19 protein-coding genes and 3 pseudogenes are annotated in these 18,538 nt (G+C 61.6%); 9 read left to right on the top strand and 13 right to left on the bottom strand.

What is annotated here, in order from left to right:
- Positions 1-7: 7 nt before the first annotated feature.
- Positions 8-2,152, top strand: coding sequence for a response regulator (locus BCA01S_RS34510; protein ID WP_042318003.1), 2,145 nt, complete (start codon positions 8-10; stop codon positions 2,150-2,152).
- Between the two features lie 141 nt (positions 2,153-2,293).
- Here BCA01S_RS34510 and dctA read toward each other — a convergent pair whose 3' ends face one another.
- Positions 2,294-3,658, bottom strand: a complete 1,365-nt coding sequence (gene dctA, locus BCA01S_RS05700; RefSeq protein WP_027776106.1) for a C4-dicarboxylate transporter DctA — start codon at positions 3,656-3,658, stop codon at positions 2,294-2,296.
- Between the two features lie 177 nt (positions 3,659-3,835).
- A complete protein-coding gene (locus tag BCA01S_RS05695; RefSeq protein ID WP_027776105.1) occupies positions 3,836-5,002 on the bottom strand; it encodes a mandelate racemase/muconate lactonizing enzyme family protein in 1,167 nt (388 codons plus the stop codon).
- A gap of 129 nt (positions 5,003-5,131) precedes the next feature.
- On the opposite strand from BCA01S_RS05695, the gene BCA01S_RS05690 reads away from it, so the two are divergent.
- The 3 genes and pseudogenes from BCA01S_RS05690 to BCA01S_RS36910 all read left to right on the top strand — a co-directional run bounded on the left by BCA01S_RS05690 (position 5,132) and on the right by BCA01S_RS36910 (position 6,641).
- The gene (locus BCA01S_RS05690) at positions 5,132-6,091 is read left to right on the top strand and encodes a LysR family transcriptional regulator (protein ID WP_027776104.1); all 960 of its coding nucleotides are present in this window, start codon (positions 5,132-5,134) and stop codon (positions 6,089-6,091) included.
- Between the two features lie 328 nt (positions 6,092-6,419).
- Positions 6,420-6,476: pseudogene (locus tag BCA01S_RS39610) on the top strand (type II toxin-antitoxin system YoeB family toxin); the annotation flags it as partial.
- Between the two features lie 18 nt (positions 6,477-6,494).
- Positions 6,495-6,641, top strand: coding sequence for a DUF2964 family protein (locus BCA01S_RS36910; protein ID WP_156955034.1), 147 nt, complete (start codon positions 6,495-6,497; stop codon positions 6,639-6,641).
- A 66-nt stretch (positions 6,642-6,707) separates the two neighbouring features.
- On the opposite strand, the gene BCA01S_RS05680 is transcribed toward BCA01S_RS36910, so the two are convergent.
- Positions 6,708-7,082, bottom strand: coding sequence for a DUF3564 domain-containing protein (locus BCA01S_RS05680; protein ID WP_027776103.1), 375 nt, complete (start codon positions 7,080-7,082; stop codon positions 6,708-6,710).
- 67 nt (positions 7,083-7,149) lie between these two features.
- Positions 7,150-7,485, bottom strand: a complete 336-nt coding sequence (locus tag BCA01S_RS05675) for a c-type cytochrome (protein WP_027776102.1) — start codon at positions 7,483-7,485, stop codon at positions 7,150-7,152.
- Between the two features lie 146 nt (positions 7,486-7,631).
- Between BCA01S_RS05675 and BCA01S_RS36905 the strand changes: the two are divergent.
- Both BCA01S_RS36905 and BCA01S_RS05665 read left to right on the top strand, forming a co-directional pair.
- Positions 7,632-7,823 (top strand): annotated as a pseudogene (locus BCA01S_RS36905) (DUF1488 family protein); the annotation flags it as partial.
- Positions 7,824-7,883: 60 nt separating this feature from the next.
- Positions 7,884-8,876 carry a zinc-dependent alcohol dehydrogenase family protein gene (locus BCA01S_RS05665; protein WP_027776101.1) on the top strand — a complete coding sequence of 331 codons (993 nt, stop codon included), beginning with the start codon at positions 7,884-7,886 and terminating at the stop codon, positions 8,874-8,876.
- Here BCA01S_RS05665 and fnr read toward each other — a convergent pair.
- The 7 genes from fnr to BCA01S_RS05630 form a co-directional block, all read right to left on the bottom strand.
- Positions 8,863-9,651 carry a fumarate/nitrate reduction transcriptional regulator Fnr gene (fnr, locus tag BCA01S_RS05660; protein ID WP_027776100.1) on the bottom strand — a complete coding sequence of 263 codons (789 nt, stop codon included), beginning with the start codon at positions 9,649-9,651 and terminating at the stop codon, positions 8,863-8,865. The genes BCA01S_RS05665 and fnr overlap by 14 nt on opposite strands.
- Positions 9,644-10,075 carry a response regulator gene (locus BCA01S_RS05655; protein ID WP_027776099.1) on the bottom strand — a complete coding sequence of 144 codons (432 nt, stop codon included), beginning with the start codon at positions 10,073-10,075 and terminating at the stop codon, positions 9,644-9,646. The genes fnr and BCA01S_RS05655 overlap by 8 nt, the downstream gene beginning before the upstream one ends.
- Positions 10,076-10,207: 132 nt before the next feature.
- A complete protein-coding gene (locus tag BCA01S_RS05650) occupies positions 10,208-10,858 on the bottom strand; it encodes a response regulator (RefSeq protein ID WP_027776098.1) in 651 nt (216 codons plus the stop codon).
- The gene (locus BCA01S_RS05645; RefSeq protein ID WP_027776097.1) at positions 10,855-12,201 is read right to left on the bottom strand and encodes a PAS domain-containing sensor histidine kinase; all 1,347 of its coding nucleotides are present in this window, start codon (positions 12,199-12,201) and stop codon (positions 10,855-10,857) included. The genes BCA01S_RS05650 and BCA01S_RS05645 overlap by 4 nt, the downstream gene beginning before the upstream one ends.
- A 218-nt stretch (positions 12,202-12,419) precedes the next feature.
- Positions 12,420-13,247 carry a universal stress protein gene (locus BCA01S_RS05640; protein WP_027776096.1) on the bottom strand — a complete coding sequence of 276 codons (828 nt, stop codon included), beginning with the start codon at positions 13,245-13,247 and terminating at the stop codon, positions 12,420-12,422.
- Entirely contained in the window at positions 13,244-13,747 is a 504-nt protein-coding gene (locus BCA01S_RS05635) for a universal stress protein (protein ID WP_027776095.1), read from the bottom strand. The genes BCA01S_RS05640 and BCA01S_RS05635 overlap by 4 nt, the downstream gene beginning before the upstream one ends.
- A gap of 32 nt (positions 13,748-13,779) precedes the next feature.
- A complete protein-coding gene (locus BCA01S_RS05630; RefSeq protein ID WP_027776094.1) occupies positions 13,780-14,616 on the bottom strand; it encodes a universal stress protein in 837 nt (278 codons plus the stop codon).
- Between the two features lie 221 nt (positions 14,617-14,837).
- Here BCA01S_RS05630 and BCA01S_RS05625 point away from each other — a divergent pair, with 221 nt between their 5' ends.
- On the top strand, positions 14,838-15,353 hold the full coding sequence (locus tag BCA01S_RS05625) for a flavodoxin family protein (protein ID WP_027776093.1): 516 nt from the start codon (positions 14,838-14,840) through the stop codon (positions 15,351-15,353).
- 63 nt (positions 15,354-15,416) lie between these two features.
- Here BCA01S_RS05625 and BCA01S_RS39450 read toward each other — a convergent pair.
- A pseudogene (locus BCA01S_RS39450) lies at positions 15,417-15,548 on the bottom strand (divalent metal cation transporter); the annotation flags it as partial.
- Between the two features lie 193 nt (positions 15,549-15,741).
- Positions 15,742-17,373 (bottom strand): oleate hydratase, encoded by a 1,632-nt coding sequence (locus tag BCA01S_RS05615; RefSeq protein WP_027776091.1) that lies wholly within the window; start codon positions 17,371-17,373, stop codon positions 15,742-15,744.
- Between the two features lie 62 nt (positions 17,374-17,435).
- On the opposite strand from BCA01S_RS05615, the gene BCA01S_RS05610 reads away from it, so the two are divergent.
- Both BCA01S_RS05610 and BCA01S_RS05605 read left to right on the top strand, forming a co-directional pair.
- A complete protein-coding gene (locus BCA01S_RS05610; RefSeq protein WP_425176133.1) occupies positions 17,436-17,957 on the top strand; it encodes a hypothetical protein in 522 nt (173 codons plus the stop codon).
- Positions 17,958-18,006: 49 nt separating this feature from the next.
- Entirely contained in the window at positions 18,007-18,480 is a 474-nt protein-coding gene (locus BCA01S_RS05605) for a universal stress protein (RefSeq protein WP_027776089.1), read from the top strand.
- Positions 18,481-18,538: the final 58 nt, after the last annotated feature.

Below are 18,538 nucleotides of genomic sequence, written 5' to 3'. Positions count from 1 at the left end.
GACAGGCATGGACATCTCCGTCTCCGACCCGCGGCAACCCGTCAACATTCTGGTGGTTGACGATTTGCCGGAAAAGCACGTGGTCATGCGTACGATTCTTGAGGAACTCGGGCAGAACGTCATCGCCGTCGGATCGGGGCGCGAGGCGCTGAAAGCCGTGCTGGAGCAGACCTTCGCCGTCATTCTTCTCGACGTGAACATGCCCGGCATGGATGGACTTGAAACGGCTTCGCTGTTGCGTGCGTACCGGCGGACCACCAATACGCCAATCATTTTCGTCACCGCATATATCGACGAGGAGGAAATGAAGCGGGGCTATTCGCTGGGCGCTGTCGATTACATTTTGTCGCCGGTCGTCCCGGAGATATTGCGCTCCAAGGTCAAGGTGTTTGTCGAAATGCACCGCATGCACAATGAACTTCTGACGCGTGCAGCGGAACGCGAGGCGTTTTTGCTTGCCGAGGCGGGTCGCATGTTAGCGGAGCGAGCGCGACAACGTGCCCACTTTCTTGCCAACGCGAGCCACGTATTGACCCGTTCGCTCGAACTCGATGCGACGCTTCAGCGCATCGTCGAACTCGCGTCGGCCGAACTGGCCGATATCGCATTCGTCGCGGTCGTAGGCATTGGCGCGATCGCCACCAGCGTCGCGTCGCGCTCGGCGCGGCGCGACGGAGAGGATGCGCCGGATCTGGCCGAGTTCCAGGCTGCAACCCTGTCCGTGGCATTTCCGGCAGTGAACCGCTTTGTCCAACGGCTGATGCATGGCGGTAGCGGGGACGACGGCGTCGAGCCGAATGACTGTTTCACCGAGACCGCCGCTGTGGAGGCGCCGGCGCTCGGCGTGCAGAGCGTCACCGCGTTTCCGATGCTCACCGGCAACCAGAAGGGGGTGATCCTGCTTTGCTCGTATGCGAATCCCATTCCGGACGAGCAGACTCTGCTCAGCCGGGAGTTCGTCAGCAGGGCGGCGATTGCATTGGAAAATGCACTGCTTTTCTCCGCCATTCAGGACGGCAATCGCCGCAAGGATGAATTCCTGGCGATGCTGGCCCACGAGTTGCGCAATCCGCTCGCACCGATTGCGAACGCAGCCGCGGTGATGCGCAGCGCGCAGGCGGGCGATACCGATGTGCTTCGTTGGGCGGGCGAGATCGTCGGTACCCAAGTCGAGCATATGGTGCGGATCATAGAAGACCTACTGGACGTATCCCGTATTGCGAGAGGGGCGGTTGTTTTGCGGACGGAAACGGTATCCCTATCCACGGTGATCGGCCGGGCGGTTGAAACCAGCCGTCCTCATTTCATCCGACGGGCGCAAACGCTGAACTGCGACGAGGGCGCGGCCAACGCGGTCGTCGACGGCGATGTCGTGCGGCTTGCACAGGTTGTGTCGAACCTGTTGAACAACGCGTCGAAGTTCACCCCGCAAGGCGGTCACATTACCCTCACCACACGTTTCGCCGACGGTATTGCGTCGATTACGGTCTCCGACGACGGAGAAGGCATTGACCCCGATTTCGTCCCCCATGTGTTTGAGCTGTTCGCTCAGGCCGATACGTCATTGCACCGGCCGCAAGGCGGCCTCGGCATCGGCCTGACACTTGTGCGCCATCTCACGGAGTTGCACCACGGATCGGTCGAATGCAGGAGCGGGGGCCGCGGCAAGGGGGCAGAATTCGTGATTCGCCTGCCGGCGACCGTGGTCGAGCGCAGCCCCGCGACGCTTGCCCCGGTCTTGCATCTTCACCGCAAGCCGGCGATGCGCGTACTCATCGTGGACGACCTCGTTGCATCGGCAGAAAGCCTTGAGGCGCTGCTCACCATCCATGGGTACGTCGTGAAATGCACGGGTGACGGTGAGTCAGCCTTGCGCCTCGCGGCCGAAATGCGACCCGACGTGGTCATCCTCGATATCGGTCTGCCGGGCATGAGCGGCCATGAGGTCGCCCGGCGATTGCGGCAGGATCCAGCCTGCGGACAGTGTCTGATCGTGGCGCTGAGCGGTTATGGGCAAGAAGAACATATCCGCCGGGCGACCGAGGCCGGCGTCGACCATTATCTGGTGAAACCCGCCGACCCTTCCGCGCTACTCGACTCCATTTCAATGTCAGACAAGCGACGCGGTCCCGACGGTGTCGCGGTTAGCTAGAGGCGGAATATCGGATTGCCGGGATCGCGACGATCGATGCCATAGCATTCCGCTTCTGCACCCGAGAGCTCGGCGCCAGGGCAGAACCTAGCGCAGCCGCGGGCAATGAATGCACCTGCGGAAAAAAAGTCCCGGCAGAAACTAACTCGTAGTCGATCCTGTCCGGCGAGGTGTGACGTCGTTCGCAGGCGTGGGAGCAGTCGGTGCCACATCGAACGACTGCAGCGCGTCAATGCTCGTATCGGTGCGATCGAGCATCGCGCGGGCCTTGTTCATATCAAGTGCCCCTTCCCATCGGGCTACCACGATGGTCGCGACGCCATTGCCGATCAGGTTCGTAACTGCACGTGCCTCATTGAGGAAACGGTCAACGCCGAGCAATAGCACCAGTCCGGACACAGGGATTTTGTGCATGGTGGCCAGCGTTGCCGCCAGCGCGACGAATCCCGCTCCTGCTACACCGGCAGATCCCTTGGACGTCAGCAACATCACGCCAAGCAGCAGCACCTGGTCCCAGATCGTCAGGTGGATGTTCATCGCCTGAGCTATGAACAGCGCGGCCATGGTCAGGTAGATCGCCGTACCATCGGCATTGAAGGTGTAACCGGTAGGCAACACCATCCCGACGACAGGTCGTGAGCACCCGAGCTTCTCCATCTTGATGAGCATTTGCGGCAGGACCGCTTCCGTTGAAGCTGTACCGAGGGTAATAAAAATTTCGTCCTTGATGTAGCGGAGGAACTTCCACAGCGACAGCCCGCTCAGCCGCATCACAAGTCCAAGGAATACAACCACGAAGATGACACACGTCAGATAGAGGCAAGCCATCAATTGCCCGAACGACGCCAGCGTGCCGATCCCGTATTTGGCAATGGTGAATGCCATGCCCCCAAAGGCGCCGATTGGGGCCACATACATGACGATCCGAACAACCCCAAACATGCCGTGAAGGAACATGTCGAGCATGTCGACGAACGGCGCCGTGCGGGGGCCAAGCTTGGCGAACGCGATTGCAAGCAGCACCGAGAAGAAGATGATCGGCAAGATATCTCCATTCGCAAATGCTCCGACAATGCTGTTCGGAACGATGCTCATGAAGAACTCGAGCACTCCATGCTGACTTGCCGAGTGGGTGTATGTAGCAATGGATGAGCTGTCGATATGAGCGGGATCAATGTTCATTCCACTGCCGGGCCTGACGATGTTTACGACGACGAGACCCACTACCAGCGCAATCGTCGATGCGACTTCGAAGTAAACGACTGCCTTGACGCCGACCCGGCCTGCCTCATGAAGGTCAGTCATTCGCGCAATACCGACCACTACAGAGGCGAAAATGATCGGGGCAAGCAGCATCCTGATCAGTTTGACGAAGAGATCGCCGAGCGGTTTGAGTTGAGAACCGATGTCAGGATAGAAGTGGCCGACGAGGATGCCGGCGATAATACCTATCAGGACCTGAACGTAAAGCCTGGAAAGAGATTTTCCGATCTTTGAAACCCGCATGACTGTCTCCTATGCGTGGCGTCTTTTAATGAAAGTCAGGTTCGTACACTCGACAGCGTTGGTTACCGCCGCGGAGTGTGCGAACCGATTTCGCCTGCGTTCCCTATGCCTATTTTTATGAACGCCACGCCGACTGTGTTGTCGGCGCGTTTTGCCGCGAGTTAGCCTGTTAGTGGCTTATGCGGACAGCTTTTGCATTTCGGCGTAGAGATCGGCCTTTCCTTCGAAGCCGATGCCGGGCAGATCAGGCATCGTGATGTAGCCGTTTTCCACCTCCACGCCGTCGGGGAATCCGCCGAACGGCTGGAACAGATCCGGATAGGATTCGTTGCCGCCCAAACCGAGGCCGGCCGCGATATTCAGCGACATCTGGTGGCCACCGTGCGGAATGCAGCGGCTGGCCGACCAGCCGTGTTGATGCAACATATCGAGCGTGCGCAGATATTCGACCAGGCCATAGCTCAGCGCGCAGTCGAATTGCAACCAGTCACGATCCGGGCGCATGCCGCCGTAGCGGATCAGGTTGCGCGCATCCTGCATCGAGAAAAGATCTTCGCCGGTCGCCATCGGTTTGTCGTAATAGTTGCGCAGCGTTGCCTGCAATTCGTAGTCGAGCGGGTCGCCGGGTTCTTCGTACCAGAACAGATCGTATTGCGAGAGCGCTTTTGCATACTGGATTGCCGTGTCGAGGTCGAAGCGGCCGTTGGCGTCGACGGCAAGCTTCTGTCCGTCGCCCAGCACGCTTAGAATTGAATCGATGCGGCGCAGGTCTTCGTCGAGCGAAGCGCCGCCGATCTTCTTCTTCACGACCGTATAGCCGCGATCGATGTAGCTGCGCATTTCGTCTTTCAGCTTTTCGTGATCCTGCCCCGGGTAGTAGTAACCACCCGCCGCGTACACGAAAATCTTGCGATCTGGTTGGCCGTTACCGTAACGGTCAGCCAGCAACTGGAACAGCGGCTTGCCTTCGATCTTCGCCACCGCATCCCAGATTGCCATGTCGATCGTGCCGATTGCGACCGAGCGCTCGCCGTGACCACCCGGCTTCTCGTTCGTGAACATGGTCGCCCAGATCTTGTGCGGATCGAGGTTGTCGCCGGCGTCGTTCACGAGCATGGCGGGATCGGCTTCGAGAATGCGCGGAATGAAACGTTCGCGCATCAGCTTGCCCTGGCCATAGCGGCCGTTCGAATTGAAGCCGTAACCGACTACCGGTTTTCCGTCCCGGATGACATCCGTCACCACGGCGACGAGACTCAGCGTCATCTTGCTGAAGTCAATGTAGGCATTGCGGATCGGGGAGCTAATCGGAATGGTCTTTTCGCGGATTTCAACGATTCTCATGACACGGTCTCCTGAATTTGGGCACGCATTGCATGCGTCTGGCTGCAATGGAAGCTAGGTTATCCGCGAAATGAGGCGTTAGAATTCGCTTGGATTCATTTCATTTTTTACTTTCGGTGAACAATCGAGATGGCAACTTACGCGGCATCCGATTTCGAATTTTTCATCCTCCTCGCCAGACTAAAAAGCATGTCGCGAGCGGCGCGTGCGCTCGATCTCACCCCGCCTGCGGCGACCAAACGCCTCGGGATGATCGAACAGCGGCTAGGGGCGCGGTTGGTCAACAGGACCACGCGAAGTGTCAGCCTCACGCCCGAAGGCGAGACCTACCTTCGCTACGCGACGCAAATCGTCGGACAGGTCCGGCAGATGGAAGACGAAATATCTGGGGCTAGCTCGGACCCTCATGGCCTTTTACGGATCAACGCAACGCTCGGCTTCGGACGCACGACCATCGCGCCGCTGGTGTCTGACTTCGCAAAGCGGTATGCCAATGTCGAAATCCAGTTTGAAGTGACTGACCGGCCCATCGATCTGGTCGAGGAAGCGTTCGATATGGCAATCCGTTTCGGCGAGCTTCCCGACAGCCGGCTTAGTGCCCGGCGCATCATGAGCAACCGTCGTTTCCTCTGCGCGTCTCCAAAGTACCTTGAGCGTTTCGGGACACCGGAGCGCGTAGAGGACCTGGTTCGGCACCGCTGCATCATTCATCGCCAGAACGACGACGCCTACGGCGTCTGGAGGTACATACAGGGCGATCACACCGAAGCGCTGAAAGTAAAAGGCGCGCTTTCCAGCAACGATGGCGATATCGCGCTGCGCTGGGCGCTCGACGGGCACGGGATATTGATCCGTTCCGAATGGGATCTGGCTAAGTACCTTCAGAGCGGCCGGTTGAAACTGGTGTTGCCGGATACATTACTGCCGTCCGCCGACCTGTTTGTCTACTATCCCAGTCAGCGAAACCAGACGGCACGCGCGCGAGCCTTCATTGATTTTCTGATCAACCATTTTCAGGCGCCGTTCATCCCGGTTGAAACAGGCGCTGTGATTTACGCTAAAAAAAAGAGAGCGCCCCGCAAGTCATAACCGTTCCTCGCAGTATGCGCGACGGTCCGTTATACGTATGGCTTGCGGCCATTCGCGTCGCCCCCCCTCGAAAGACTCTTGATGGCCGGATTGAAGCAGTAGCACCGGCAATTCGCTCGTCGGAAACCGGCCATTGAGCGATGGCGGGCGAGACCGTGGCTATCCGATTGGGGGCGACCTCGACCGGCGGCTCCTGGCCCGTATCCGGTCTGATAGGCGCAGCATGCGAGCCGGCAAAGGGCGCCGCAAGATTCAAGCGCCGGCTTCAGCAAAGCTACCGGACAGGAAGGCAGACTAATCAACTTATCAAAGACGTGCAGCGCTATCGTTCGAAGGCATCGGTAAGCCGGAGCCGCTGAAGGAAAACCTAAGTGGTTTTTGGTCCCAGGATAGACGTACTGCATTGTTGCGAGCGGCCGGGTACGGGGCATCAATCCGGGGCTTGCTCTTCGACGAGCCGTCCGTGTTTCGCTATGGCGTTTTTGCTGTGGTCGGCGGCGTTGCGTGTTTTGTGCAGTTGCTCAATCCCACGCGCGACGCCGATATCTGACCGCGGGGAGCTACCGACCGCTCGCTGATCGACAGCCGCTTGTCGAGCGGTCACCGCGCGAGCGGTTCAAGTTTCGTCGCCACCAGCGAAGAGGCCATGCTCGGGTGGCGCCTGCTCGCGATCGATGCATTGGACATGCCAGTGCCCAGTCATCAGCGCGCGGCCGCGCTTCGCGCACCATTGTGCCCGACCGGTTTCGCCTTCAAAGGGACCGTCGCAACCGTTGAGGTCCAACCCTTCGAGAACGCACAGCGGTGTGGCGTCGTTGAGGCCGCATACGAGCGTATTGCCGCAATCCATGTGCAACGAACCCCATTCCGGCAGTTCCAGCCCGAGGTGACCCTCGCGCGACCATCGCCGCGTATCTTCATCGAGCCAGAGGATCGCAAAAGCCATCGGATGGGCGCAATTGAATGTGTCGAGATGAACTGTGAGGCGCATGACAATCTCCGAACGTAACTGCCGTCAACTGACCCGGACTACGGGAACCGTGGTTTCCGCAGGGCGGTCATTGACTGAGTACCCATTGCACCAGCGTGTGTGCATCTTTTGCCGATATAGGCCCGCCACGATCGGCTGGCAACGGCATCGCCATGTCGCCCCAATGCGCCTTGCCACCTAACCGTAGCTTGTGCTCAAGCATGAGTTGCGCGTTTGGAACGTCGCGGTAGCGAGCGGCGATCTGCTCGAACGACGGCGCGAGGAACGGCGCGTCACGTGTGTGGCAAAACATGCAGTGGTGCTGATCGACCAGCGCGGCCGGCTCCGGCTCGGCCTGCACGGCGGCAGCGACCAGCACAAACGCGGTACATGCGAGGCGGCAGCGACGGAATATGGCATTCATGGCGCGCGCTCCTGTGCGAAGGAATGAGATCAGTGTAAGGTCGGCCGCTGCTTCGCCGTTGACTTCGATCAACCGGAGTAAGACGTGTGAATTTGACCGGCAGCGCGTAGATCCTATGCTGATGACAGGCACACGGCGATGAGACTGCATACGCCATACAATCACGTAGCTGTCGTGAAGATTTGCGCTTGGGACCCGCTTCACTGGGCGAAGAAGATCTGCTCGCTGCGTTTGAATTGAATCGGCGTCGCATTGAACAAGCGGCAAGCAATCTGCTCAACGAGATTGGCGCAAAGCCGATGCTCTTACACAGTGGTTACTTCCGCTTTTGTGACTGAAACCCACAAGTCTATTGTTTTGGGGCGGCAAAGTTTCGGTACTGACCAAAGGGAGTTCCTATGCGCGCAATGGTTTTCGATGGTGACTCACCGATCCTACGTGAAGAGGATGTGCCGGATCCTACGCCCGGTATTGGAGAAGTACTGATCGATATTCACGCGTGCGGCGTGTGCCGCACCGATCTTCATCTGGTCGATCGCGAGCTCGATCGTCCTAAGCGGCCTGTTATTCCCGGTCATGAAATCGTCGGCACGGTGGCGGAAGTGGGCGCCGGCGTGACGGGTTTCGCTGTCGGAGATCGCGTGGGGGTGCCGTGGGTAGGTTACACATGCCGCCACTGCCGCTACTGCCTTTCGGCACGGGAAAATCTCTGCGACGAGGCCCGTTTCACCGGTTATACGATCGACGGCGGTTACGCTGAACGCACAGTTGCAGACAGCCGCTACTGCTTTCATCTGCCAGTACAGTACTCCGATATCGAAGCGGCGCCGCTGCTATGCGCAGGTCTCATCGGCTACCGCACCTTGAGCATGGCGGGCGACGCACGGCGCATCGGTATTTACGGTTTCGGTGCCGCGGCGCATATCGTCGCTCAAGTGGCGCGTCATCAACGGCGCACGGTCTATGCATTCACGCGGCCCGGCGATCAGGCGGCGCAGCAACTCGCGCTACGGATAGGTGCGGCGTGGGCTGGTGACAGCAACGAGGCGCCGCCCGACGAACTCGATGCGGCGTTGCTGTTCGCCCCGGTCGGCGCGCTCGTTCCACAGGCTTTGCGCGCAGTCGTGAAAGGCGGTGTAGTAGTTTGTGGCGGAATCCACATGAGCGACATTCCGTCGTTTCCGTATTCGTTTCTATGGGGCGAACGGCGCCTTGTTTCGGTCGCGAACCTGACCCGCGACGATGGGCTGGCTTTCATGCGCATTGCGAGCGAGACGCGGCTCACGCTTGAAACTACGACTTATGCGTTGGAGGACGCAAATCGCGCGCTCGCCGACCTGCGCGACGGCCGCCTGACGGGCGCAGCGGTGCTCGCCGTCAAACCCGGATAAGGCCGTCGTGATCGAGAATCCGGATGTCCTTGCCGTGCGCGTCGAGTAGTCCATCGCGCTGAAAGCGGGACAGCATCCGGCTCACCGTTTCGAGCTTGATCCCCAGATAGCTGCCAATTTCCTCGCGCGTCATGCGCAGATGGAATTCGGCCGGCGAATAGCCGCGCATTCTAAGGCGCTCCGACAGATTCAGCAGGAACGTAGCCACGCGCTGTTCCGCCGACATCGTGCCAAGCAGCATCATCTGCGACGATTCGCGCACGATCTCGCTGCCCATCATACGGTGCACGTGCTGTTGAACGGCCTTAACTTCGCGGCACATCGTCTCTAGCAGATGAAACGGAATGATGCACACCTTGCTGTCCTCGAGCGCTACCGCATCGCAGCTATGGTGACCGGAGCACACGCCGTCGAACCCGAGGCAATCGCCGGCGAGATGAAAGCCCGTCACATGCTCCCGGCCGTCGCGGTGCATGACGACGGTCTTGAACGACCCCGCTCGCACCGTATAAATGCTCTCAAACAAATCGTTCGCGCGGAAAATTGTTTCACCCTGCCTGATAGTGCGCGACGGACAGATCAGCGCTTCGATTCTCTGCAACTCCTCGGGCGTCAGGCCTTGCGGCATGCACATCGCACGCATCGAACACGACGAGCAGCGCATCGCGTCCTTGCGCGTCGCGCGGTCTGTGGTGCGTCCCTGTTCCGGCGTCGGTGCAACGTGCAGTGGGACGAATGTGCGGGAGCTGGCCGGATAAGAGGCAACGTCAGACATGATTTGCTCCTGATTGAAGAGGGGTGCGTGCACGGTGTTCGCTGGCGATCCTCTGGACCGTGCTTCGCGCAAGTTCGAATTCGCGAGTCTTGTCGAAAAAGTACTGCGCGCCGCACGTCAGGCACGCGCGCCGGAACCAGGCGCCGGATCGGTTCGTCAGCACCATCGTGATCACGTGAGGCATGCGTTGCGCGAGCAGGGTCAGCAACTCCATGCCGCTACCGCCGTTCAGATGCAACTCCGTCACCACAAGGTGAGCTGCGCGGGCCTCGATGCCCGCGAATGCGGCACCGGGCTCCTCGGCCTCACCGACAATCTCTACGCCCTCGAGTGAGCCGAACAGCGCGGCCATGCGGCGCCGTACCGGGAATGCATCGTCGACGAGAAAGACACGCAGGGCGGGGTGGTTGAGGCCTGAGTTCATGCCTCGAAGTATCGGCCGCGCCATCTCAAAATAACATCGGCGAGGAGCGAACTTGGAGTAGGCGAGCAAGAAGGGCTGTAGGGCGATTCCTACAGCAGGTGTCGTAGGCCGCCAGCGGGGCGGCGGAGGCGTTTAAATATCGTCCTCTTCGTCGCTGACCAGTTTGTGGCGCATCGCATAGCGCACCAGCGCGGCTTCGTGCGGCATCTGCATTTTTTCGAGGATGCGCGTCTTGTAGGTGCTGACGGTCTTGGCGCTCACGCACAGCTCCGCCGCGATTTCCGTGATGGTCTGACCGGCAGCAATGCGCTTGAGGACGTCGAACTCACGATCTGACAGGCGCTGATGTGGCAACAGATCGGTGGGCTCGTTCAGGCTCTGCGCGAACCGCTCGGCCATCGCAAGACTCACATAGACGCCGCCCGCGGCCACCTTTGTCACCGCAGCCACAAGCTCGGCGCTTGCACTTTCTTTCGTCAGATAGCCGGACGCGCCCGCCTTGAACGCGCGCACCGCGTATTGCTGTTCGGCGTGCATGGTCAGCACGAGGATACGCAGCGCCGGTTTTTCCTCTTTGATCTGTTTTATCAGCTCGACGCCGTTGCGGCCCGGCATCGACAGATCGAGCACCAGCACGTCTGCGGCGCTCGCGCGAATGAGCGTGATCGTGCTCGCACTGTCGCTCGCTTCGCCCACCACTTCGAAGCCGCTGGCCCCCTTGAGGATATGACGCAGACCGTCGCGCACGAGCGCATGATCGTCGGCGAGCAAGACCCGGGTCATGATTGCAACTCCTGCATCTGCACTGCCTCCGCTGGAATGGTGACGCTTAACGCAAAGCCGTTGCCTTGTGCGGTTTGAATGTCGACGGCACCCCCGAGCATGTGGGCGCGTTCGCGAATGCCGAGCAGACCAAACGACTTGCCCGCCAGTTCGCCGTTACGATGCGCGCCCCGGCCGTTGTCGGCGATACGCAGCACGAATCCCTCGTCGCCGGCGCGCAGGCTGAGTGTGACGAGCGTGGCGTCGGCATGGCGCGCAACGTTCGTCAGCGCCTCCTGCACGATCCGGAACAGCGCAGTCGCGCCCGCGGGGCTGAAGCGGGCGTCGCCAGTTTCGATATCGCGCTCGACGTCGATGCCATAGCGGTTCGTGAAGTCGTTCGCGAGCCATTCGACTGCGGGGATCAGTCCGAGGTCGTCGAGCATCACCGGCCGCAGATCGGCGGCAATGCGGCGAACCGACGCCACGGTCGCATCGATCAGACGGCGCATGCCCTGCAAATGGTCGCGCACCAGCTCGCTGGCGGACCCGCCAAGCGCTTCTTCGACCGATGAAATGTCCATTTTCAGCGCAGTCAATTGCTGACCGAGGTCGTCGTGCAGTTCGCGTGCGATGCGCGTTTTTTCGTCTTCGCGGATGTTCTGCAGGTTGGCGGACAGTTCGCGCAGTTCCTCGCGCGCCCGCTGCTGGGCGTGCTCGGCTCTGACCCGTTCGGTGACGTCACGCAGCATCACGGTGTAGAGCCTCGCGCCGCCGTCGCGAGTCTGCGAGATGGAGGCCTCGATCGGGAATTCTTCGCCGTTTGCGCGCAAGCCGGAGAGCACGCGCTGCCGGCCCATTTGCCGGTCGGACACGCCCGTCACGCCGAACTGTTCGACATGCCGGGCGTGCGCTGCGCGAAACCGCTGCGGAATGAAGCGTTCGAGCGATGCGCCGATCGCATCCATTGCCGTGCAGCCGAAAACCTGCTCGGCCATTGGATTGAAGAGCACGATGCGCTGGTGTTCGTCGATGGTGATGATCGCTTCCATCGACGACCGGATGATTGCCATCATGCGCGCTTCGTTCACACCGGACTGATTGATTGCAATGCTTGCCTCGCTGCGCGCGGAAGAGGCTTCCCGGCGCGCGCGCAGAAGCATGAATGCACTCGTGGCGACGAGCAGCGCCGCGGCGACGCAGATGAACAGCACCGGATCGAGCCAGCGCCGCGCGGCCAGCATCACTGCCAGTGACGCGACGAAGGCGGCGGCTGCCGCGAGTGCGGGCCGCGCCGCAGACCAGTTCGACCGCTCGTGCGGCACCGCAGTGTGCGGCGTGGGCGTCTTACCGCTGACGGGCATGTGCGCCTCTTGACATGATTGCGAACGGGAATCTTTGCGCTGCAAGACGCCGCCGCAATGCTGCGCCGGAGGCAGGCGCTTCGGTTGGGGGCGGTCCGCAGTCCGCGCGGTGGGGGACCGCGGTCTATTCGCGCGCAAAGCTGATAGTTGCTCTCATTGTCCGCGAAACGCCGGATTCGTGCTAGTGCGCGCAAGCTGCACAGGCGGATGTCTGGAGATCAGTGCGACATCAGTACGGGCGTGGTCATCGACTGAAGCATGGTGCGTGTGACGCCGCCGAGGACACGTTCGTGAGCACGCGCGTGACCATAGGCGCCCATCACCAGAAGGTCAATGTGGCGATCGGCCAGCGCATTGAGCAGCGTCGTACCGGCTTCGGCGCCGGACACACCGGATAGGGTAGCGAAACCTGCCTCGATGCCGTGCCGCTTGAGCCAGGCGGCCACATCGATGCCAGCGGGCTCGCCATGGTGCGGATGCCGCTCCATCGTCATGACCGTCACGAAGGCGGCGCGACTAATCAGTGGCAACGCGTCCATCGCAGCGCGCGCGCTTTCACGGCCGCCGTCCCACGCGATCATGACGTTGTCCATACGCGGGTGCACGGCTCCTGCATACGGCAGGACGATTGCAGGCCGCCCCGAGCCAATGATCACATCCTCGAGAAAATGGCGCGCGACAAATGCGCTGCGATCCTTTGGATTGTCCTCGCCGAGGACAAGCAGATCGGCATGACGCGCGTGCGTGATTGCCGCCTGCGTGGGCACACCGCCCGGCGCGCGCCATTCGGCGTTTACCCCCGCGCGCTCGGTCTGGGCAACGAAGTGCGTATGTGCGGTTGTCTCGTTGGCGCTGCGTTGCGCCTCGCGCCTGCGCGACCAGACGTTCTCGCCGTGCACGAACAGAGGGTCCACCGGCTCTTCGCTAACTGCGTATAGACCGATCAGATGAGCGTCGTGGTGTGCGGCGACCTCCATTGCGTAGGCCAGTCTCGCCGCGCTGTGCGCGCTGTCGTCCAGGTGGACGAGCAGGGTTTTGCAGTTCATGACGCCTCCTTGATCGCGCCGCCTGTGCTCATCGCGGCGCTGGCGGACGGCGCGCAGCGAGCGGAAATCAGCAGCACCGGCGAGGTGGCAATGCGCAGAAAGCGCTCGGCGACGCTCCCGAGCATCAGCCGCTGTATCCCGCGCCGGCCGTGAGTGCCCATCACGACAACGTCTGCGCCGAACTCATCTGCGGCGAGCTGAATGCGATGCGCGATATCGTCACCGGCGAGCTCCGTTTCGACGAGGCGTGGCGGCCCTTTGACGCCCGACGCGGCCATCAGCGCAGCGGCGTCGTCGAGCGCGTGCTTGCCTTCCTCTACGAGCGCATTGCGCACATACGAGGGATCGTAGCCGGGTACGTCGTAGCTCAGCAGCGGCACGTCCACGACGAAAAGCGGCTGCAGCCTCGCGCCCGACGCGCGCGCCAGATCAACGGCAGCGGCTAGCGCGCGCGACGAGGTTTCGCTGCCGTCGACGGCAACCAGGATTTTCTTGTACATGACAGACACTCCCAAAAAACGAGGCACAGCGCTTAGTGCGACATCAGTACGGGCACGGTCATCGACTTGAGGATCGTGCGCGTCGCACCGCCCAACACCAGTTCGCGCCAGCGTGCATGACCGTATCCGCCCATCACCAGCAGGTCGGCTCCTGTGTCGGCAACCTGCGTGAGGAGCACTTCGCCGACCGAGCCATCGGCCCCTGTTTCGATGTCGACCACGTCGGCACGCACGCCGTGCCGCGCGATAACGGTGGCGATATCCGCGCCGGGAATGCGTGCGCTCCCGTCTTCCTGCATGCCGTTGACAGTGAGAATCGTGGTGCTTTGCGCCGCGCGCATGAACGGCAGGGCATCATGCACGGCGCGCGTGGCTTCGCGGCTGCCGTCCCATGCCACCAGGATCCGGCTGCCCGTCGTCCGTTCATTGCGCGCATACGGCGCGAGCAGCACCGGGCGGCCGCTCGAAAGAATCAGGTTCTCCGGAAAGAAGTCGCCGACATACGATTCGGCATCGCCTGGATCGTCCTGGCCGGCGACGATGAGATCGGCGCACCGGCCAAGTCGCGGCACGGCGAAGCTCGCGGACTCGTCCACGGCGATCCATTCGCCTGCTACTTCGGCACGCCGCAGTTCAGCATGGAACAACCGCTGGAGCGCCTCGCGCCGTTCCGCGCGTCGCTCTGCATGCTCGCGGTAGTACTCGGCGGTGCCGGCCATCACGTACAACGACCGCGGGTCGGCCGAGAACAGCGCGAATACGCCGGTCAGATGCGCGCCGAACTGTTTCGCGAGAAACAGTGCGGTCTCGAGCCGCGGATGGGCATTCGTGCTCGTGTCGAGGTGAACAACGATGGTCTTGTAGCTCATGGCTGAGGCTCCGGGAGAGTGAAGGTAACGCAGGGGCAGGTGAGCTTGAGTCTAGGAACGATGGCGCCTGTCCCGTTGATGCAGATCAATGGCGATACACGCGCCGCGGGTCACGGGGTGGTTTGACCTGGGTCATGTGCAGCCGTGCGTCCCCCTCTATGCTCGGGACATGCATGGCGCACGAGTGCGCGCCAGTGAGCTTTCCATCAAAGGAGCGAGTCATGTCCAAGCCACGCGTTCTCATCGTCTTTTTCTCACGTACCGGTACGACGCGCACGCTTGCTACCACGCTTGCGGGCGTCCTGTCCGCCGACGTCGAGGAAATCTGCGACCTCAGCGAGCGTCGCGGAGCGTTGGGATATCTGCGCTGTGTTATCGACTCGTGGCGCAAGCGACCGGCCGGGATCGTCCCGGCGGGGCTCGATCCTTCACAGTACGACCTCGTGCTCGTGGGCACGCCGATCTGGGCGGGCGCGGTGTCGGCGCCGGTTCGCGCCTACCTGCTCCAGAACCGCTCCAGGTTTCGCCACGTCGGGTTTTTCTGCACCTTCGGCGGCCTCGGCGCAGAAGCCGCCTTCGAAGAAATGCGCTCGCTCGCAGGCATGGCGCCGGTCGCGCAATGCAAGGTGCGAGCTGCCGAGGTGCAGCGCGGCGCGGCGACGGCGTCGTTTGAACTGTTCGTCGGCATATTGGAACGTCACCTCGCGCATTACACTGCGCTGGAATGGGCTTGCTGATTCGCCGGCTCGTCTAGCGCGGCAGCAGCATCGCCAGCGCTGCCGCGCCCATCACCGCCGCCGCGAACCTGCGAGCACCGGGACGCCGATGAATCCCACGCCGAGTATGCCGGGCGAGAAGAGCAGATAAGCGAAGTCGCCGGCAAGAGGGCGCAATGCGCTTGCGGCCTGGGCGGCGAGGCCCCTGCCGGTTACGCGGCCGAGATTCGCGCACATTGACTGAACAGCAGCCATGAGCGGAAACGCAAGCGGATGTGCCTTCAGCCGCGCGAGCATCGTGCCTGGCGCTTCGGCGGTGCTACGCCGAGTTCGATCTCGTTTCCCCTTGAGCAGGCGCGTGCTTCGTCGAGGGTCATCGGCTTCCACTCGGTACACAAACATCGTTCCGTTAGTGATTGCGCAACGCGGAAGCAGCGCCGTACACCACGCGCAGATCGCGTTGACCTTTATACACAGCCGGAGCGGCCCGGTTTAACCCAAGCAGTGTATAAACAGCGGTCTGAGCGGAGCGAACCGAATATTCGACGGTGAACACGACGTCGTTCGGCAACTCGCAAAACTGTCCGACGAACGCGAGGTTCGTCCAACCTTCGGGTACGACTTGCGGCCGGTCGCCGCGCTTGCGGCGCAGGAACTGGCTGGTAATGAACGGCATCACGCAGGGGATGCAGATGGCGTCGCCGAGAATGCGCTGGGCCTGCGCCTCGATTTTCAGATGGCCGAGCAACTCCGTCATGATTTCGCGGCCTGTGCATTCGACCATCGGTTTCGAGACGAAATTGCCTGGCCGGTCGACAAAAAGCCCGTAACCCCACAGTACCTGGACGTCTTTCGGCTGACCGATGAAGTGCGGTTGATGCGGCAGCACGACTGACGCGAGCCAGTTCGATTGCGGGAACGTGATCAGACCGCCTTCGCCCGGCACGTTGCCGGTCAAATCGCGAATGAGGCGGAACAGCGTAGGATCGTGCAGCGTCGCGGTGAAGGAGAGCCACCTGGATTCGTCGACGTGATCGGCGAAAACAGAAGGGTGGCCGAACTCGCTGCGCCCGGCGGCAATGGTTTTCCAGAGCGCCCATGCACCGCTGCTGTCGTTGCTATCACATGCGGCCGGGCGGTCCGTGCCGCCCAGGCTCGAGCCCGCGGTCATCGAGCCGAGCGTAACGATTACCTTGTCATGTTCGCCAAGCGGAATTTCACCGCGGCGATCGTCGTGCTCGCAGACGATCGCCGCAACCCGGTTCAAGTCGCCGCTTTCGTCATATCGGAGATCGACCACGCGTGTGTGGTTGCGGAACACGACGCCGTGTTCGTCGAGCCATTTGCGCAGCGGCCGCACCATCGAGTCGTACTGGTTGTAGACCGTCCGCATGATGCCGTGCAACTGATTGAAGCCCGGCGTCATGTGCGCAAACCTCAGCAGATAGCGGCGGAACTCGGCAGCGCTGTGCCAAGGCTGAAAGGCAAACGTCGTGCACCACATGATCCAGAAGTTGGTGTCGAAGAAATCAGCGTCGAAGTGATCCGAGATGCGGCTATCGCCAAGCAGCGCTTCCGGTTCGAACGAGAGGCGGCCTAGCGTGAGCAGATGCGATTCGGCGAGGCCATGAGCGGGCGCGTCCTCGCGCTTGCCGTCGCGCACGAGCCGCGCTTTCGACGACGTGCGTATCGTCCTGTTCCAGTCGAAGATTTCCTTCGTCACGCTGCTGCGGCCGTCGAGGGTGGGGATCGAGTCGAACAGATCATACGTGCACAGGTACTTGCTTTCCAACATGCGGCCGCCGCGTACGACGTAACCGTCCCGCGGTGTGCCCGCGCCGTCGAGGCTGCCGCCTGCGTTGCCGAGTGCTTCGAGAATCGTGATGCGGCAGCCTGGCACATCGGCGTCGCGGATCAGAAACGCCGCGGCCGCGAGCGACGCAATACCGCCGCCGACAAGATAGAAATGGCCGGAGTCAATCGCTTCGTCGCGAGCCTGACGCGTGAGTGCGCTCACGCCCGCATAGTCGGATTTTTTCATGATGGTCCCGCAAGGAAATGGCCGTGAACGTATAAACCATACCCGCGGAGTGGAAATGCGCGTTGCGCTGGATCAACGGGGCGTACGGTGGCGCGGGCCCCAATACCTCGTTGACGCAGGTCAACCGTCAGGCATGGATACGCGCCCATGATGGTCTCGTCGACTCACCGATCCGCGTGGCTTTCGCGGCCGCAGCGGTCGAGAGAAAGTACAGTTCGCGCGGAGGCGGTATGGGAATCGATATGCAGATCGTCTATCTCGGCTTTGCGGGGTCTGCGCAGATCGAGTCTGAGGCGGCCGCGCAACTGGTGCGCCTCGAGCGGTTCGGCAGATGCATCTCGGGGTGCCATCTGGCGCTGGAAGCCATCCGCGAGCGTGCAGGGTACGGCGTACCGGGCGTGCGCCTTGACGTGCCCCATAGCGTTTCAGACCAACGCCTGTTCGATGCGCGTCTTGACCTCGTGCTGCGCACGGGAGAACTCGTTCCCCTTGAGCATCGGCAAAGCCACGATCCGGATGAAGCGGTGCGTGCAGCCTTCGATGCGGCTGAGCGGTTTCTGGGGCGCCGTGTCGCTCGCGCCTGATTCGTGATGTGGTTACGGGGCCAGGACCAACGTTTTTCAGGAGGCAGCTATGTACGCAAATGTTGTGGTGGCGCTCGACGGCAGCCAGGCAGCGAAGCACGCGCTAAGCGAGGCGATTCAATTGACGAAGCTCTCTCGCGGCAAATTGACGGCCGTCTACGTGCTGGATCAGTCGGCGGCTTTCACCTACGCAGGAGCTTGCGATCCGCATCTTCTGACTGACGCCGCACGGCAGGTCGGAGTTGCGCTGCTGCACGACGCACTGCACCAGATGCGTGAACTGAACGTCGTGGGCGACACCGAGATCGTGGAGACACAAGGCATCGCGGAAGATATTGCCAGCGCGTTGCTGCGCTGCGTGCAGCGGCGCGGCGCGGACCTCGTCGTGATGGGCACTCACGGACGGCGCGGGCTTCGGCGCATGGTGCTTGGCAGCGTTGCCGAGCGCTTCGTTCGCTATACGACATGCCCTGTTCTACTGGTTCGCGAGCCCGCAGACGCCGAGCGTCAGGCGCCGCTTTGAGCGCTCACGCCTTCGGTCTATCTACTCATTCGATGCATGCCGCCGCCAGCGCTTTGAC

The organism is Paraburkholderia caledonica NBRC 102488 (assembly GCF_000685095.1).
Taxonomy (GTDB): Bacteria; Pseudomonadota; Gammaproteobacteria; order Burkholderiales; family Burkholderiaceae; genus Paraburkholderia; species Paraburkholderia caledonica.
This window is presented reverse-complemented; position numbering and strand designations above follow the sequence as displayed.

What these genes read in the sequence shown, in the direction of transcription:
- BCA01S_RS34510 (WP_042318003.1), top strand. Translation starts at nt 8, where the DNA reads ATGGACATCTCCGTCTCCGACCCGCGGCAACCCGTCAACATTCTGGTG.
- dctA (WP_027776106.1), bottom strand. Translation starts at nt 3,658, where the DNA reads ATGCGGGTTTCAAAGATCGGAAAATCTCTTTCCAGGCTTTACGTTCAG.
- BCA01S_RS05695 (WP_027776105.1), bottom strand. Translation starts at nt 5,002, where the DNA reads ATGAGAATCGTTGAAATCCGCGAAAAGACCATTCCGATTAGCTCCCCG.
- BCA01S_RS05690 (WP_027776104.1), top strand. Translation starts at nt 5,132, where the DNA reads ATGGCAACTTACGCGGCATCCGATTTCGAATTTTTCATCCTCCTCGCC.
- BCA01S_RS05680 (WP_027776103.1), bottom strand. Translation starts at nt 7,082, where the DNA reads ATGCGCCTCACAGTTCATCTCGACACATTCAATTGCGCCCATCCGATG.
- BCA01S_RS05675 (WP_027776102.1), bottom strand. Translation starts at nt 7,485, where the DNA reads ATGAATGCCATATTCCGTCGCTGCCGCCTCGCATGTACCGCGTTTGTG.
- BCA01S_RS05665 (WP_027776101.1), top strand. Translation starts at nt 7,884, where the DNA reads ATGCGCGCAATGGTTTTCGATGGTGACTCACCGATCCTACGTGAAGAG.
- fnr (WP_027776100.1), bottom strand. Translation starts at nt 9,651, where the DNA reads ATGTCTGACGTTGCCTCTTATCCGGCCAGCTCCCGCACATTCGTCCCA.
- BCA01S_RS05655 (WP_027776099.1), bottom strand. Translation starts at nt 10,075, where the DNA reads ATGAACTCAGGCCTCAACCACCCCGCCCTGCGTGTCTTTCTCGTCGAC.
- BCA01S_RS05650 (WP_027776098.1), bottom strand. Translation starts at nt 10,858, where the DNA reads ATGACCCGGGTCTTGCTCGCCGACGATCATGCGCTCGTGCGCGACGGT.
- BCA01S_RS05645 (WP_027776097.1), bottom strand. Translation starts at nt 12,201, where the DNA reads ATGCCCGTCAGCGGTAAGACGCCCACGCCGCACACTGCGGTGCCGCAC.
- BCA01S_RS05640 (WP_027776096.1), bottom strand. Translation starts at nt 13,247, where the DNA reads ATGAACTGCAAAACCCTGCTCGTCCACCTGGACGACAGCGCGCACAGC.
- BCA01S_RS05635 (WP_027776095.1), bottom strand. Translation starts at nt 13,747, where the DNA reads ATGTACAAGAAAATCCTGGTTGCCGTCGACGGCAGCGAAACCTCGTCG.
- BCA01S_RS05630 (WP_027776094.1), bottom strand. Translation starts at nt 14,616, where the DNA reads ATGAGCTACAAGACCATCGTTGTTCACCTCGACACGAGCACGAATGCC.
- BCA01S_RS05625 (WP_027776093.1), top strand. Translation starts at nt 14,838, where the DNA reads ATGTCCAAGCCACGCGTTCTCATCGTCTTTTTCTCACGTACCGGTACG.
- BCA01S_RS05615 (WP_027776091.1), bottom strand. Translation starts at nt 17,373, where the DNA reads ATGAAAAAATCCGACTATGCGGGCGTGAGCGCACTCACGCGTCAGGCT.
- BCA01S_RS05605 (WP_027776089.1), top strand. Translation starts at nt 18,007, where the DNA reads ATGTACGCAAATGTTGTGGTGGCGCTCGACGGCAGCCAGGCAGCGAAG.